The sequence below is a fragment of the Paenibacillus sp. B1-35 genome (assembly GCF_050474385.1).
Classification (GTDB): Bacteria; Bacillota; Bacilli; order Paenibacillales; family Paenibacillaceae; genus Paenibacillus_B; species Paenibacillus_B alvei.
The window spans coordinates 1,443,741-1,457,903 of the sequence record NZ_JBCHVJ010000001.1 but is presented as its reverse complement, the minus strand read 5'-3'; the positions used below and the strand labels follow the sequence as shown (position 1 = coordinate 1,457,903).

Annotated in this window: 14 protein-coding genes; 5 read left to right on the top strand and 9 right to left on the bottom strand. The window is 46.1% G+C overall.

Annotated elements, in window-relative coordinates:
• Positions 1-40 precede the first annotated feature (40 nt).
• Together ACQ5BJ_RS06295 and ACQ5BJ_RS06290 are read left to right on the top strand one after the other, a co-directional pair.
• A complete protein-coding gene (locus tag ACQ5BJ_RS06295) occupies positions 41-643 on the top strand; it encodes a hypothetical protein (RefSeq protein ID WP_005546583.1) in 603 nt (200 codons plus the stop codon).
• A gap of 24 nt (positions 644-667) precedes the next feature.
• Positions 668-1,540 carry a protein phosphatase 2C domain-containing protein gene (locus ACQ5BJ_RS06290; RefSeq protein WP_289355880.1) on the top strand — a complete coding sequence of 291 codons (873 nt, stop codon included), beginning with the start codon at positions 668-670 and terminating at the stop codon, positions 1,538-1,540.
• A 60-nt stretch (positions 1,541-1,600) separates the two neighbouring features.
• Here ACQ5BJ_RS06290 and msrA read toward each other — a convergent pair whose 3' ends face one another.
• Positions 1,601-2,581, bottom strand: coding sequence for a peptide-methionine (S)-S-oxide reductase MsrA (gene msrA, locus ACQ5BJ_RS06285; RefSeq protein ID WP_005546588.1), 981 nt, complete (start codon positions 2,579-2,581; stop codon positions 1,601-1,603).
• Positions 2,582-2,975: 394 nt separating this feature from the next.
• Here msrA and ACQ5BJ_RS06280 point away from each other — a divergent pair, with 394 nt between their 5' ends.
• On the top strand, positions 2,976-3,701 hold the full coding sequence (locus ACQ5BJ_RS06280) for a TerC family protein (RefSeq protein ID WP_005546590.1): 726 nt from the start codon (positions 2,976-2,978) through the stop codon (positions 3,699-3,701).
• Positions 3,702-3,786: 85 nt separating this feature from the next.
• Here ACQ5BJ_RS06280 and ACQ5BJ_RS06275 read toward each other — a convergent pair whose 3' ends face one another.
• Positions 3,787-5,085, bottom strand: coding sequence for an alpha-glucosidase/alpha-galactosidase (locus tag ACQ5BJ_RS06275; RefSeq protein WP_005546592.1), 1,299 nt, complete (start codon positions 5,083-5,085; stop codon positions 3,787-3,789).
• A gap of 174 nt (positions 5,086-5,259) precedes the next feature.
• Between ACQ5BJ_RS06275 and ACQ5BJ_RS06270 the strand changes: the two genes are divergently transcribed.
• The gene (locus ACQ5BJ_RS06270; RefSeq protein ID WP_040735822.1) at positions 5,260-6,132 is read left to right on the top strand and encodes an AraC family transcriptional regulator; all 873 of its coding nucleotides are present in this window, start codon (positions 5,260-5,262) and stop codon (positions 6,130-6,132) included.
• 84 nt (positions 6,133-6,216) lie between these two features.
• Here the strand turns inward: ACQ5BJ_RS06270 and ACQ5BJ_RS06265 are convergent, their stop codons facing one another.
• The 7 genes from ACQ5BJ_RS06265 to ACQ5BJ_RS06235 all read right to left on the bottom strand — a co-directional run bounded on the left by ACQ5BJ_RS06265 (position 6,217) and on the right by ACQ5BJ_RS06235 (position 13,455).
• Complete coding sequence (locus ACQ5BJ_RS06265; RefSeq protein ID WP_005546596.1) at positions 6,217-6,384, bottom strand: hypothetical protein; 168 nt, start codon at positions 6,382-6,384, stop codon at positions 6,217-6,219.
• A gap of 25 nt (positions 6,385-6,409) precedes the next feature.
• Entirely contained in the window at positions 6,410-6,784 is a 375-nt protein-coding gene (locus ACQ5BJ_RS06260; RefSeq protein ID WP_005546597.1) for a hypothetical protein, read from the bottom strand.
• Between the two features lie 148 nt (positions 6,785-6,932).
• Positions 6,933-8,330, bottom strand: a complete 1,398-nt coding sequence (nhaC, locus tag ACQ5BJ_RS06255) for a Na+/H+ antiporter NhaC (protein WP_289355877.1) — start codon at positions 8,328-8,330, stop codon at positions 6,933-6,935.
• 320 nt (positions 8,331-8,650) lie between these two features.
• Positions 8,651-9,658 (bottom strand): LacI family DNA-binding transcriptional regulator, encoded by a 1,008-nt coding sequence (locus tag ACQ5BJ_RS06250; protein ID WP_163977018.1) that lies wholly within the window; start codon positions 9,656-9,658, stop codon positions 8,651-8,653.
• Between the two features lie 340 nt (positions 9,659-9,998).
• Complete coding sequence (locus tag ACQ5BJ_RS06245) at positions 9,999-11,123, bottom strand: GNAT family N-acetyltransferase (protein WP_430109103.1); 1,125 nt, start codon at positions 11,121-11,123, stop codon at positions 9,999-10,001.
• A gap of 29 nt (positions 11,124-11,152) precedes the next feature.
• Positions 11,153-12,073 (bottom strand): ribokinase, encoded by a 921-nt coding sequence (gene rbsK / locus ACQ5BJ_RS06240; protein ID WP_005546606.1) that lies wholly within the window; start codon positions 12,071-12,073, stop codon positions 11,153-11,155.
• Positions 12,074-12,195: 122 nt separating this feature from the next.
• A complete protein-coding gene (locus ACQ5BJ_RS06235) occupies positions 12,196-13,455 on the bottom strand; it encodes a CapA family protein (RefSeq protein WP_430109101.1) in 1,260 nt (419 codons plus the stop codon).
• 226 nt (positions 13,456-13,681) lie between these two features.
• Here ACQ5BJ_RS06235 and ACQ5BJ_RS06230 point away from each other — a divergent pair, with 226 nt between their 5' ends.
• Positions 13,682-14,056, top strand: a complete 375-nt coding sequence (locus ACQ5BJ_RS06230) for a winged helix-turn-helix transcriptional regulator (RefSeq protein WP_005546610.1) — start codon at positions 13,682-13,684, stop codon at positions 14,054-14,056.
• Positions 14,057-14,163: the final 107 nt, after the last annotated feature.

Genomic DNA, 14,163 nt, shown 5'->3' with positions numbered 1-14,163 from the left:
GAAGTACAGAATAACAAAGTATGGTTCCAGAGGGAGCTTCATGATGGAGTACATAAGGAAAGGACAAGTAGCAACAAAGATGAACATCGAAGCGAAAGCATTTAGAAGGATTCAATGGGGTTTGTTATTTTTTATTGATTACGCGCCAAGAGGCATCGATCTGCTGCCCGATATTGTAGGCTTGGCCTTGGTCTTCAGCGGAGTTAAGGGATTGGTGTCCGTGTCAGATCGATTCTTGCTTGCGAAGCGGGTCTGCATTCCACTCATCGTGCTCGCCTTGTATGAATTAGTGCAGCCGATGGTGTTGGGTGGTGTGAACCCAGAAGTAAGAGCTTGGATTGGTGTCATACGGAGTATTGCGGAAACAGGTTTGAATATTACATTAGTGACCTTCATGTGCAGTGGATTGCGGCAATATGCCTTGAGCCGTGATTGGGGCTCCATCGCGCATATGGCACGAAGACGATCATTATACTTTACGGTTGCACTCGCATGCTCCTTCAGCATGATCGGCTTTGCGCTTGCGTCGCCAATGGTATTCTCTGCCATGGCTGCTCCGATGTTCCTGCTCTACATTATTGTCGTGTTCATGCTTATGGGGCTGTTCGGACAGGCAGCTAAAATGGTGCAGAAGCAAAAATAAATAGAGATTGGGAGGTGTGTCGAAGTGATTCGAGTTCATTGTGATGCTGTTACAAGACAAGGGCAAGGCATGCGTAATGAAGACCGGATGGTCGCACTTCCTGAACAGCAACTGTATGCAGTGATTGATGGGGTATCCGGATTGGAACCAATTGTGGATGAGCTTGGCTGTACGGCTGGTGAAATAGCGGCCATCAAGATTGCGGAGGGACTGCAATCGATTGTGGGACAGGCATCTGAAGCATGTTCTGCAATGGAAATTATGCGCTCTCATCTACTGGAAGCGAATCGGGAGCTTGATCTCCTCATGCGCAAATACAACATTGCCTCGCAGGAGACGAGCCGGCGATTCGGCGCAGTTCATGCCGGTGTATGGCTTGATGAGCATTATGCTTACTGGACACAGACAGGGGATTGTATGATTTATGCCCGTTATGATTCGGGGCGGGTTCGTGCAGTTACCTACGATCGTGTTGCGGCTTTTGATGATCATGCATTGAGAGAATGGATGAATCATGAGGAGGAGTGGAGAAAGCATCGTCAGCCTGACGTAGTCCGCAGTATCCTGCTGCACAATCGTGCCCAAGCCAACGCAGAAAATGGCTATAGTGTCCTGAATGGGGATGAAGCTGTCCAATATCGGATGGAATGCGGTGCGCTTCCACTGCAAGGAATTACGCATCTCTTGCTCGTGTCGGACGGAATCTATCCGTGGCATGTTGATCAGGAGCAAAGCTGTACAGAATGCTGGTTCCAGTCCATCATTGAGAAGGGCATGGAACGATGTGCAGTGGAACTGGAGGAACACGAACGTACGGATGAACGCTGTAATACAATGCCCCGGTTTAAAATGTGTGACGATAAGACGGGGATTCTGTTGACCATAGAGAAAATATAAAGAAGGCCCAAACCGATGCCCTGTTAGGCGGTACGGATTTGGGCCTTATTTCATACAAGCTTATTTGAACAAGGATGCGAATTCACCATAACCTTCTTGTTCCAGTTTATTCTTCGGAATGAATCGCAGAGCTGCTGAATTTATGCAATACCGAAGTCCGGTAGGCGTAGGGCCATCGTCGAACACATGACCCAAGTGAGAGTCGCCAAGTTTGCTTCTGACTTCCACACGAACCATACCGTGAGAGGTGTCCAGTTTATTTTCAACATGACTGGAGCGAAGCGGCTTCGAGAAGCTTGGCCAGCCGCAGCCCGCATCGAATTTATCCAAGGAGCTGAAGAGAGGTTCGCCTGATACGATGTCAACATAAATGCCATCCTCTTCATGGTTCCAATATTCATTGGCAAAAGGCGGTTCTGTACCGTTCTGCTGTGTTACCCGGTATTGGATCGGCGTCAGCTTTTCTGAAAGAGCTGCACGCTGCTGTTCTGTTACGCCCCAGTGACTTACGATATAGGCATCTCTGCCGGACGCAGCACGATAACGCTTGTAATGGGCTGGATTTTTCTGATGATAATGCTGATGATGCTCCTCGGCAGGATAGAATATACCTGCAGGAACAATCTCTGTTGCAATCGGCTTATCGAATCTACCGCTCTGCTCCAGCTCCTGCTTTGATTGAACTGCGAGCTTATGCTGCTCCTCATTGTGATAAAAGATGGCCGTTCGATATGACGAACCGCGGTCGTGGAACTGTCCGCCTTCATCGGTTGGGTCTATTTGCTGCCAGAAAATATCAAGCAGCTTTTTATAAGGGAATAGGGCAGGGTCGAATGTAATCTGAACAGCTTCGGCATGCCCTGTAGTTTCCGAACATACTTGCTCATATGTAGGACAGTCTGTGTGTCCTCCTGTATAGCCAGACACAATTGAATGGATGCCAGGAAGCTCTTCGAACGGCGTGACCATGCACCAGAAGCAGCCACCTGCAAAGGTCGCTTTTTCAAGTGAAGGATGATGATTGGATTGTTCTTCGCTCACGATAGGGAAGCCTCCTTATGATTAAATACGTATATCTTCATCATACCCAATTGTTATCATTCGAACAACGCCAGATCCGTAATAGAGCGAGAAAATAGAGAGAAATGATGGTTGAACAATTTGATAACCGGTGTTATGATAAGTTCACTGAAAAAACGAATACTCCAAAGGGGAGTAGCTAGCACAGTAACCGTCGTCATTACGGGATCCGCCACAACGCGTATCCTCGGCGCTACTGGCAACGTATAGATAACGTTGTTTGCGAGACCTTTGCCACGATGGTTGCGTTGGTGAAGGTCTCTTTCTGATCGGAAACGCCGTTACCACTTTCGTGGTAGCGGCGTTCATGTTTTTTACAGTATTTATACATACTAACGTCAAGGGGGAACTATCGATGGAGCTATTATCATTAGAGTTCTGGACCACGCTGCTGTCCATTGTCGTCATTGACTTGGTGTTAGCAGGGGATAACGCAATTGTTATTGGTCTAGCAGCTCGTAACCTGCCGAAGCAGGATCAGAAGAAGGTTATTATTTTCGGTACGATCGGCGCAGTGATCATTCGGGCACTTGCCACATTAGGCGTCGTGTGGCTGCTCAAGATTCCATTTTTGCTTGTGATTGGCGGAGTCGTCCTCATATGGATTGCGATAAAGCTCATGGTCGAAGAGAAGGAGCATAATGTGGAAGCTGGAGGCAGCTTCTGGGCGGCAGTTCGTACGATTATTATTGCGGATGCCGCTATGGGGCTCGATAATGTGCTTGCTGTAGCCGGTGCAGCGAATGGACACGGCCTGCTCGTCCTACTAGGACTTGCCATCTCCGTTCCGATTGTCGTGTGGGGAAGTACCATTGTGTTAAAATTTATCGAGCGATTCCCCACTATTATTGTCATTGGTTCAGCCGTTCTCGCATGGACATCGGCGAAAATGTTCGTTGGTGAATTTATGAAGTTCGATATGCTAGCGCCGTACTTCTCGAATCCAGTTATCAAGTACGGGTTCGAAATCGTATTGGTCATCGCAGTCGTTGCAGCTGGTTTGTCCATTAAGCGCAGTCAGCAGGCAAAGAAAGCAAAACAGGCAGCATCGGATGTACACAAACGTGCACAAGGGGAGTAATCAATCACACGTGTAGTTCAGGTAAACACAGAGAAATGATAGAAAAAGCGGTACAGTTGATTTCAACTGTACCGCTTTGCTTTTTTTATACGAACTTCGGAAGCCAGTTACCATGTGCTTCGATTAGATCATCACACAAGGATACGATGTCATCCAAGCTAAGTTCTGCTGCCGTATGTGGATCGAGCATGGCCGCATGGTAGATATGCTCCTTCTTCCCTGTAATAGCAGCCTCAATCGTAAGGAGCTGCGTGTTCAAATTCGTACGATTCAGCGCCGCAAGCTGTGGCGGCAGATCGCCAACGTAGGTAGGTGTAACTCCGCTGCGGTCTACGAAGCAGGGAACTTCAACACAAGCGTTGCTTGGCAGGTTCGTAATAAGGCCGGTATTCATTACATTGCCGCCCAGCTTGAACGGTGTTCCTGTTTCCATCGCATCGAAAATATAAGACGCATATTCATGAGTCCGGCTATGCTCAATGTGCTGATTATTTACAAGCTGCTCACGCATGCTTTTCCATCCCTCGATTTGGTGAATGCAGCGGCGAGGGTACTCATCAAGAGGAATATTGTATTTCTCGATCAGCTCAGGGTACTGCTTCTTGATAAAATATGGATGATATTCTGCATTATGCTCCGATGATTCCGTTACATAGTAGCCAAATTTGAACATCAACTCATATCGCACCATATCGTGGTGCTTGGTTTTCTGTTTTTCCATAGCACGGCGTTTAATTTCCGGGTATAAATCCTCGCCATTGCGAGTTACTTCGAGTAGCCATGCCATATGATTAATGCCTGCTATCTTGGATTGCACGCCTGTGCTGTCAATGCCTAGATCATTGAACAGCCAAGGTACGCATACTTGGACACTATGACAAAGGCCAACTGTTTTAATCCCTCCATACGTATTCATCACATTGGTCAATACAGCCATTGGATTCGTATAGTTGAGGAACCAAGCGTCTGGGCACACCTCACGCATATCTTTTGCAAAATCAAGCATGACAGGGATTGTTCGCAAGTTGCGGAAGATTCCGCCGATACCAAGTGTATCTGCAATCGTTTGGCGCAGGCCGTACTTTTTCGGAATTTCAAAATCCGTAATCGTGCAAGGATCATAACCGCCAACTTGAATCGCATTCACAACATACTTTGCACCTCGAAGCGCTTCCTTGCGATCGGTATAGGCAACTACCCGGCAAGTGCTTCCAGTTGTAATAAGCATATTGGTCAGCATGCGCTCCGAATCGCGAAGACGTTCATGGTCAATGTCGAACAAGGCGAGCTCGAATTCTTGGAGGGAAGGAGTGAGCATGCAGTCTCCCAGTACGTTTTTGGCAAATACAGTGCTTCCTGCACCGAGAAAAGTAATTTTACTCATCGATCATTCATCCTCTCGTTCCAAGCAGTCACACAAAAGTTAGTGATAGCAGATATGGAGTGATGCAACTTGGAAATGATTATTGTACAATCAATGTATCTAAATCCACTGCCGGTTGGTATGGGGAAAACGAATGTGAGTATGGAGGAATGTTGTCAATTAAGGAGGGGACAGATGGGAGAACGAGCAAATCTCGCAATAAATGAAGCACCTTCCAGGGGAGAACTGTCTGTATTGTTCAGCGGCCAATCGATAACAGAACCCTTGCATCACGTAGGGCCAAGTGTTCATGATTATGGCATTGTGCATTATATTCAGTCTGGCAAAGGAACATTTACGATAAGAGGGGTTACGTATGAAGTGGGGGAAGGAGATAGCTTCTTTATCTTCCCAGGTGAACTTCACCATTATGTGGCGGATGAACGCGAGCCTTGGAAATATCGCTGGATCGGATACCGAGGCACAGGTGCGGATCAATTGCTTGCGTCGATTGGCATTGGACCGCATGCTCCTATCGTTCAAAACTATCGCACACATCGGGTCGAGGCGATGTTCCGGAATGTATATAAAGCACTGCAGCTTGGTGGAGTAGCAGGAGATATCGAGGCAGAAGGCTATACGCGTGTTGCATTCGCAGAGTATGCGCGTTCGTCAGCCAAGGGAAATACATCGCAAAAAGCAGATAAACGATCCGATATTGAGCGTCAGGTCGAGCAAGCAGCCCGCTGGCTGTCTCTGCAGTTTGACAAATCCATTTCCATCGACGAGTTGGCACATACACTGGGCTATCACCGAACCTATTTGTCAAAGATGTTCCGCAAACAAATGGGGGAATCGCCCATGCAGTTTTTATTGCGGGTTCGGATGGAGCGAGCCAAAACACTTCTGATGACGACAAGGCTGACGATTGAGCAGGTAGCTGCTTCAGTGGGGTACGAGGATGCTCTTTACTTTTCGAAGCTGTATAAAAAATGGTACTCCTGTTCTCCGTCAACGCATCGTTCGGAAATGCAGAACGCACAATCATCCGGATGTCTTTATTTTTGAATGCGCTTACGAATTAGGAGTTCAGCAAAAAAGCACCCCGTAACGCAATTGCAATAATGCTGCGATCGGGGTGCATGTATGTCGTTACATAATGAAATAGAGTACAGTGATAACAACCGCTGATAAGATGACAAACCAAATCATATGCTTCAAATCACGATTGATGACCTGTATATCTGTTTTTAACGCTTGTTCTTTGCCTGTAGGCGATTTCGCTTGCTTTACTTCTTTATTCGTATTCGTTGTCGTCATTCTAATTCTCCTCGTCTGTAAATAGTTAGTTTACGGGACAGGCGAGGAGACGAGCAACGAATCTCGAAGTGAATTTGAGCGGTCTTAAGGTTTGGTTGCGCAGCAGAATCATATACGGTGTATCAAATCTGTATCTGGGCAGCTGGTTTCTCAAAATAGCAATTGCGATATATAAAAGAAATAAAATAAACCATAATGGCATGGAAAAATGCTTGCCAATCTGATGCTGATGAATGCCTACGACGGAGCTGACATGGTCAGGATACGTATAGGCCGCCTCATCCGGTTGCAGGATCGTCATTTCATTTGAGCCAATGGGGGACAGTACAGTACATAACACAGCGAGTATACAAAGTATAAGTAATATATACCTTGGCATACGAGCATGTATAAACCGCATCTTGTTCATCCCCCTCTTCTTTATCCATGACTAGCTTGATAAGATGACAGTATCATAATTGGATGAGAAGAAGCAATAGGGCGACAATGTATCATTTTGTTATCAAAGAAACAATTGCCGCCCCATAGAATGTGAGCTCTTCTGTAAATTATTGATTGCCTAATGTTGCTCGCTTTAAGCCGGGCAAGAGGGCAAAAGCAAAAGTGATGAATGGAGATACCCACAGGAAGAAAGCATATGGCATATAATCAAGCACACTTAAACCGAGCGCGCTCGTCATCATCGCACCGCTGACTCCCCATGGAATAAGCGGATTGACTAATGTTCCGCAATCCTCTAACGTACGGGATAAGGTGAGTCGGGGAATGTTTCGCTTATCATACTCGGATTCGAACAATTGTCCTGGAATAAGAATGGACATATACTGCTCTCCGGTAATCATATTGACGCCGATTGAGCTAAGTCCACTTGTGACGACAAGCCCCTCTTTACTCTTTACGGGAGCTATCAGTCGGTTGAACATCGTTTCAATAATACCTGCATGCTGCAGCAATCCTCCAAGCGCAAAGGCGATCGCGATGAGCGAGATTGCCCAGGTCATGGACTGCAGTCCCCCACGGTTCACAATGCTGCTCACTTCCGCCATGTTGAACTTACCCTGAAATCCTCCCTGCATGAATTCCATCCATTGTGGAACATTTATGTTTCCTTGAATGAGTGCTGTAACCAATAAACCCGATCCGATGCCAAGCAGCATCGTAATAATGATTGGCAATCGCTTGAACGTAGCGATAAGTACAACCGCTAACGGAAGCAATGTCAATGGATGAATGTGAAATACGCTGCGAATATCCTGCTGCATCGCCAACAGCTGATCAACGTTGGATTGAGCCGAGGAACCGAAAAATAAAAAGGCGATACAAGTTATGATGAACGCAGGAACTGTCGTTTTGGTCATATTGCGGATATGATCAGGCATGCTGACACGAGCGACCGCAGATGCGAAATTCGTCGTATCAGAAAGCGGGGACATTTTATCCCCGAAGCAGGCGCCTGACACAACAGCTCCAGCTACAATTGCAGGATGGACTCCCATGGAATCAGACATGCCAATTAGTGCGACGCCGAATGTTCCAACGGTCGTTATCGAGCTGCCGACGAACATAGAGACGATAACCGTAAGCAGTAGGGCGCTAACTGTAAACCATTGAGGCTGGAACCAGGATGTGCCGTATACGAGCAGCGTTGGCACTGTTCCGCTCATCATCCAAACTGCGATAAGTATACCAATAAGGGATAAAAGCAAAGCAGGCATGACCGATGCTTGAAGCCCTTTAATCAAGGCTCTTTCCACCAGGCTCCAAGATTGTCCGAACAGCAAGAGCAGGCATCCGGCAGCGACTGTTGCTGCAAGCAGCGGAATATGAGGCTGTGCTCCCCATCCGAGAATCGTAAACAGTAAAATAGCAATGATGACAGCAAAGATGGTGATGCTTTGCCAGAAGCGAAGCGGACGCAGGACCAATTGTTCATCATTCGTATTCATTATCGTTCAACTCCTTGATAGATAACATATTCTAGTATGTAAAGCTAACCTGGTCGCTTTTATACATACACGCTTTTATGTGTAAAAGTAAATAAAACGTCAATGTATCTATTCTAGTACGCAGGATCTATCAGGTCTACTGGTAACAATATGCATATATGTTAGGAGATAGTATAAGGGGGTGATTATAGGGAGATTAATCGAAGGCAGCAATATAGTATGAATGTCAGAACGGTATATTCGATAGAAAAGGATAGGCCTGTTCTAAAGCGGTAAGAACTCAATGAGCAGGCCATAAGGCTGAGGAATTAAAAAATAGATTAAAGCTGCCGCACCGATTCACGCAGATGAACTTGACAAGGAAGAATGACACGACGGGGAGCTTGCTCACGATCTTTGATACGCTCCAGCAACAGTTGCATGCCAATCTCACCGAACTGATAGGCAGGCTGAGAGGCAACAGAGAAGAACGGATTGGCTTCTTCCACCCAGCCGAAATCATCGAAGCAAGCGATAGAGATATCATCTGGGACACGAAGTCCGACACTTCTCAGTGCTGTATAAATAGAGAGTGCGAGCATATTGTTGGCTGCGAAAATCGCAGTAGGACGAGTTTGCGGCTCCATTTCTGCCCAGCAAGATAAATCAAGAGCGTCTCGTTCATGTAAATAGCCCATCTGCATACATAGCTGTTCGTCAAATGCAATTCCGGCTTCCTGCAAGGCTTCAATGTAGCCCGCTTTGCGTTCTCTAGCGGTAGATACCTCCTCAGAGCCGTTCAATAAAGCAATGCGTCGGTGGCCATATCGGATTAATTCACTCACCATATGCTTGGCACCGCCTCGGCTGTCGCCGAGTACAGCATCACACTCGATGCCTGGAACCTCGCGATCAAGCAGAACGAACGGTACATTTTGTCTGGTCAGCCACTCTAGATGCTCTTTGGACTGGTCTCCGCTGGGCGCAAATAAGACACCATCTACGCGCATCGACAATATCATTTGTACGTAATCTTTTTCTTTGATCAAGCTCTCATCGCTGTTGCCGAACATGAGTCGGTATCCATGTTGCATTGCGGCGTCTTCTGCTCCACGCGCCATTGTCGTGAAGAATGGGTTTGTTATATCTGTAATAAGCAATGATAAAATTTTGCTTTCTTGCGTAACGAGACAACGAGCGACCGAATTCGGTATGTACTGCATTTCCTCCATCACTTGTTTTACCTTGGTGCGAGTTTTTTCGCTAACTCGACCTGTATTGTTAATGACGCGTGATACGGTCATTGCGGAGACATTGGCTTGTCTCGCAATATCATAAATGGTAGCCATAATTAAATGCTCCTATTTTACAAATTAAATGGTGGCTGCATCGAAATAATGATGCATGAAAATAAAGGCATGACTGAATCTAAGATTCTATCTCAAATGATAACTCACTACTGTAGTTAATTGTATGCGATAGATATGGTTGACATCAAGTGAAATGCATGGGAGTAAAGCGGGATTGTACTGAACTCAGTATCTTTAAAAGTAAAAGCGCACTAATTTTAGTGCGCTTTTAAGCAGTACGAAATCATAACTGAAAGAATGGATGAAACGTAATCCATGACTTGCGTTGTAGCTGCTGTATGAATTAACATGTAATCCTACATTTTAAATGGCTACGAAATTATATGTAATATAAACCGATTGTATAAGGAAGCGGTATTGTAATTTTCAGCTGCTCTGCGGAAGGCCAAGCAGGCGGCAAAAGGTTGGTTGCCTTCGGATCGAATAATAAGGAGAGCAACTGGCTTTCAGCAAGCTCAATCGATTCTGCGCCAGGATATTCTAGGCGAACATTGCCACCTTCAAGATCGGTAACTTGAATATTGGCAGCCAATGCACTTTGATCATTCCACCAGTTCTTCATATAACGGAACAGTCGCTCCATGCTTGGAATGTAAAGCGTCCCTTGATTTTGCGCTTCTTCCAAGGCATAGTTTCCAAGCAGAGCGATCATCTCCTTATCCTGCCAAGGAACATAGATCTGGGAAGCTGCAATTTGTTTTTGCTTCATGACAAGCTGCATCAAAAGCAATACCTCTTCTGCTGTGCCGCCATATTCATAAATATGAGATGGGGCATCCGGCTGTTTTGAGGATGGTTTCATCAAATAGATGTATGCAGTGACTTGACCATTGCGCTCCAGTACATAAACTTTCGGCTTCATCATGACACAGGAGGCGAAGGATCCACCGTGTTCAAGGCCATGCATATCCCAAAGACTAAAATCAAATGCAGCTTCTCGCTGCTGGGCAAGCTCATACCATGCGAAACAATCATTTTCCGTCAGAACTCGTGCTTGAACATCAGCTTCTGCAACAGCAGATCCGTCTGGTGTAATGGTATACACATGGGTTTTTCCAAAGGAATAACAGCGATTGCGTGTATATAACGAGCGTCCTCCGGAAACGAACATCATAACAGCGCCTGTTGAATCCACATGTTCTTGCACCTTGTGCAGCAGATCAGTACCGAACCCTTTGCCGCGAGCAGCTTCAGAGGTGCATACCGAGCCGAGTGAGAACACAGGCAATTTTGATCGTCCAACTCGAACGATAGATGGAAGCAATCCCATATGTGCTAGCAATACTCCGTCCTCAAAGGCACCGAATGAATGAGCGGTAATCGGGGAGAACAAGTACGAAAAACTATGTGCCATTGACATCTGTTCTTCATTGCGAAACACTTCATCAGACAATTTGGCTGCAGCATCATAATCAAGCGGCTGCAGCATGCGAATCGTTGCCATTATTGCTTCCTCCTTAATGAATGGGGATATTACGCTTGTTGCTGCATCATCCAATCCATCAGTTGCTCACGAGTCGGCATACCTCCCTGCGCACCGAGTACAGTTACAGACAATGCCCCTGCGGCAGCAGCGAACCGGATTGCTTGTTCCATGGTGCGTCCTTCTGCGAGCATTACGGCCAGAGCACCATTGAATGTATCTCCAGCTCCCGTTGTATCGACAACATCGACATGATGGCTTGGACAGTGATGAAGCTCGCCGTTGGCATCCGACCAATAAGCTCCTTCAGCACCTTTGGTTAAAACGATTTTTCCCGGCATCGTCTGCAGCGCAGATTGCCAATCGAAAGTATTTCCCTGAGATGACATGCCGAGCAGTTCGGCAAGTTCATGCTCATTAGGAGTAATTACAGTTACCAGGCTTAGTAACTGTTCATCCAATTCCAACGCTGGCGCTGGGTTAAGGATGACAGGGACGTGTGCTTCAGCCGCGATCTCGATTGCTGCTCGTACCGAAGGAAGAGGAATTTCAAGCTGCAAAACGATAATGTCGGATTGGCGTATGACATCGGCGTATTTGCGAACTCGTTCAGGTGTAACAAGCGCATTAGCTCCTGGTACGACAATAATGCGATTGTCCCCATCCTTTACTATAATGGAAGCGGTTCCTGAAGATACGTCATGAAGAACCTCGACAGCTTCTGTATGTATGCCTTCGCGTGTCAAGTTGTCCAGCATCATCGTGCCAAATGTGTCATTGCCTACACATCCGATGAAGCTGACATCCGCCTGAAGCCGAGCGCAGGCAACCGCTTGATTGGCTCCCTTACCTCCATACATGGTCGCAAATGATTGTCCAGTGACGGTTTCGCCTTGTGTAGGCACCGTGGAGGTAACGGTAACGAGATCCATGTTCAAGCTTCCGATGATTGTTATTTTTGGCTGTGTCACATTATATCTTCCTTCCTCTTTCTAGCTATACATGCTGCGTCATAACGCTGTGCACATACAAAGACGCGAATCCTGGAACAGGTTCGCGACTTATGACCGAGATATCGGCATATCTAGCATGGTTAGCGTGTAGGCGGAGCGGTTGCACTCCCATTTGCCTTCACTGCATCCCGCACCTGTTTGCCGTCAATTTTAACACCAATCGAGATGGATTCCAAATACTTTAATTGCTTTTTATCATAAGCTTCGCCCTTTTTAATAATCTGATCTTTATAGATGAAGTAAGGGGTAAAGGACATTTCAATATTTCCTTGATCCAGCGTCAGGTTCAAGAGACCTGTATCTGCTTTATCACCGCGTACATAGTCGGGAAATAGGAAATTGCCGATGGAATAGGCAATGGGTTTGCCTTTATAAAATTCGAAGCCTTGCAAAACATGAACATGGCTGCCGATTATGGCGTCTGCCCCGGCATCAATCATTTCACGGGCATAATTGCGCTGCCATGGTTCTGGGCGATGATTTTTCTCAACTCCCCAATGCAGATAAACAAGCAAGTAGTCACAGTCTTCACGTTCTTTCTTGATAACGGGAAGAACACTTGATTTATTATATGCCTCTGCGATACCTGGCCTGTCTTTTCCAGCGAACCAGTAGGTTTGGGGAATGAATCGGGAGAAGGCAAGGAACTTAATGGTTTTACCCTTCATCTTTACAGTATGTGCGCGATAAGCCTCTTCTTTATTTCTCCCGCCGCCTATATAGGGGATATCATATTGCTCCAAATACTTTAAAGTGTCGAGAAACCCTTTTTGTTTAAAATCAAGTGTATGGTTGTTGGCGATCGTGACGAGATTAAAACCAGCATTTTTGAGACCTTGCAAAGACGCAGGATCGGATTTAAAGTTATACAGCTGATTTGTATCCTTTTCGGTATGATGAGTGATGGCCGTCTCCAAGTTCACTACGGCATAGTCTGCACTGCTGACCTCGTCTTTAACGTATACGAATGGATAATCAGGCCCTTTTTTGCGAATGGTTTCCTTAACGGACCAATCCATCAACGCATCTCCTGCAAAGATGATTCGAATGGCATCCTGAGAAGATGACACCTTGATCGTATCCTTATTACTCTTTTTTTCTCCGCCTCGATCATATTCTCGATTCGGGTCAAGAGGAGCGATAGGCGTCACATCTGGATTCAAAGTAGTAACCAATTCCGAATGATTGTCTACAGCACGCATTGTCATTGTCAGAATGAGCATGCATACAAGCCCAACCGAAATAAGCAGCCCAATACCGGCTATCATTTTCATTTTGCGAAGCCGTTGCTTTTTTTTGCGGGCATACCTGTCTTTTCTGCTTTCGTGAAATGAATTCAAAGGAAGCCTCCTCGTCACTATACAACCCTAAACAGTTAGGGATAATAAGTAGTTGTAAGTTTTCTCCATACTATTATAATGATCATACGTGCCCCAAAAGTTGCAGATTCTTTGCAAGCCCATTAAATTTTGTAATATATGTCGATAGCCGCGTTTTCTTTTTTGCATAGCTATGGTAAAATAAATATTGCTTACATTTTGTAAGTTAAGAAGGAGGGATGAACGGATGCAATCAGAACATTTGGGAATGTGTCCCCGATTCGAAGCGGCATTCTGCATTTTGGGAAAGCGCTGGAATGGGCTGCTCATTCAAGTGCTGTTGAGTGGGCCTAAGCGCTTTAAGGATATTTCCGCACTCATTCCTACCATGAGCGACAAAATGTTGAGTGAACGCATGAAAGATATGGAGGCGGCAGGGATTGTAGTCCGCAATGTATATCCAGAAACGCCTGTACGCATCGAATATACACTTACGGAAAAAGGATTGGCTCTGCAGCCTGTCATGGAGGCCATTGGGAAGTGGGCAGAGCAGTGGGTCAACGAATCAATCGGATGCTGCGATGAGTCGGACGCAGCCTCTCATCATTCGGAACAAGAATAATGTGCAGCGGACAACTCATCGCATGCCGAGCCTAACTGACAGCAGGTTAGTGCTCGGCATTTTTGCTGTTTCTACTAGATTGCCTACTTTTGTCGTTGTAAACACCG

Bases quoted from the DNA above. Each gene is read 5' to 3' on its own strand.
- ACQ5BJ_RS06260 (WP_005546597.1), bottom strand. From the start codon at position 6,784: ATGCGGTTTATACATGCTCGTATGCCAAGGTATATATTACTTATACTT.
- ACQ5BJ_RS06280 (WP_005546590.1), top strand. From the start codon at position 2,976: ATGGAGCTATTATCATTAGAGTTCTGGACCACGCTGCTGTCCATTGTC.
- ACQ5BJ_RS06265 (WP_005546596.1), bottom strand. From the start codon at position 6,384: ATGACGACAACGAATACGAATAAAGAAGTAAAGCAAGCGAAATCGCCT.
- ACQ5BJ_RS06295 (WP_005546583.1), top strand. From the start codon at position 41: ATGATGGAGTACATAAGGAAAGGACAAGTAGCAACAAAGATGAACATC.
- nhaC (WP_289355877.1), bottom strand. From the start codon at position 8,330: ATGAATACGAATGATGAACAATTGGTCCTGCGTCCGCTTCGCTTCTGG.
- ACQ5BJ_RS06275 (WP_005546592.1), bottom strand. From the start codon at position 5,085: ATGAGTAAAATTACTTTTCTCGGTGCAGGAAGCACTGTATTTGCCAAA.
- ACQ5BJ_RS06250 (WP_163977018.1), bottom strand. From the start codon at position 9,658: ATGGCTACCATTTATGATATTGCGAGACAAGCCAATGTCTCCGCAATG.
- ACQ5BJ_RS06245 (WP_430109103.1), bottom strand. From the start codon at position 11,123: ATGGCAACGATTCGCATGCTGCAGCCGCTTGATTATGATGCTGCAGCC.
- ACQ5BJ_RS06230 (WP_005546610.1), top strand. From the start codon at position 13,682: ATGCAATCAGAACATTTGGGAATGTGTCCCCGATTCGAAGCGGCATTC.
- ACQ5BJ_RS06270 (WP_040735822.1), top strand. From the start codon at position 5,260: ATGGGAGAACGAGCAAATCTCGCAATAAATGAAGCACCTTCCAGGGGA.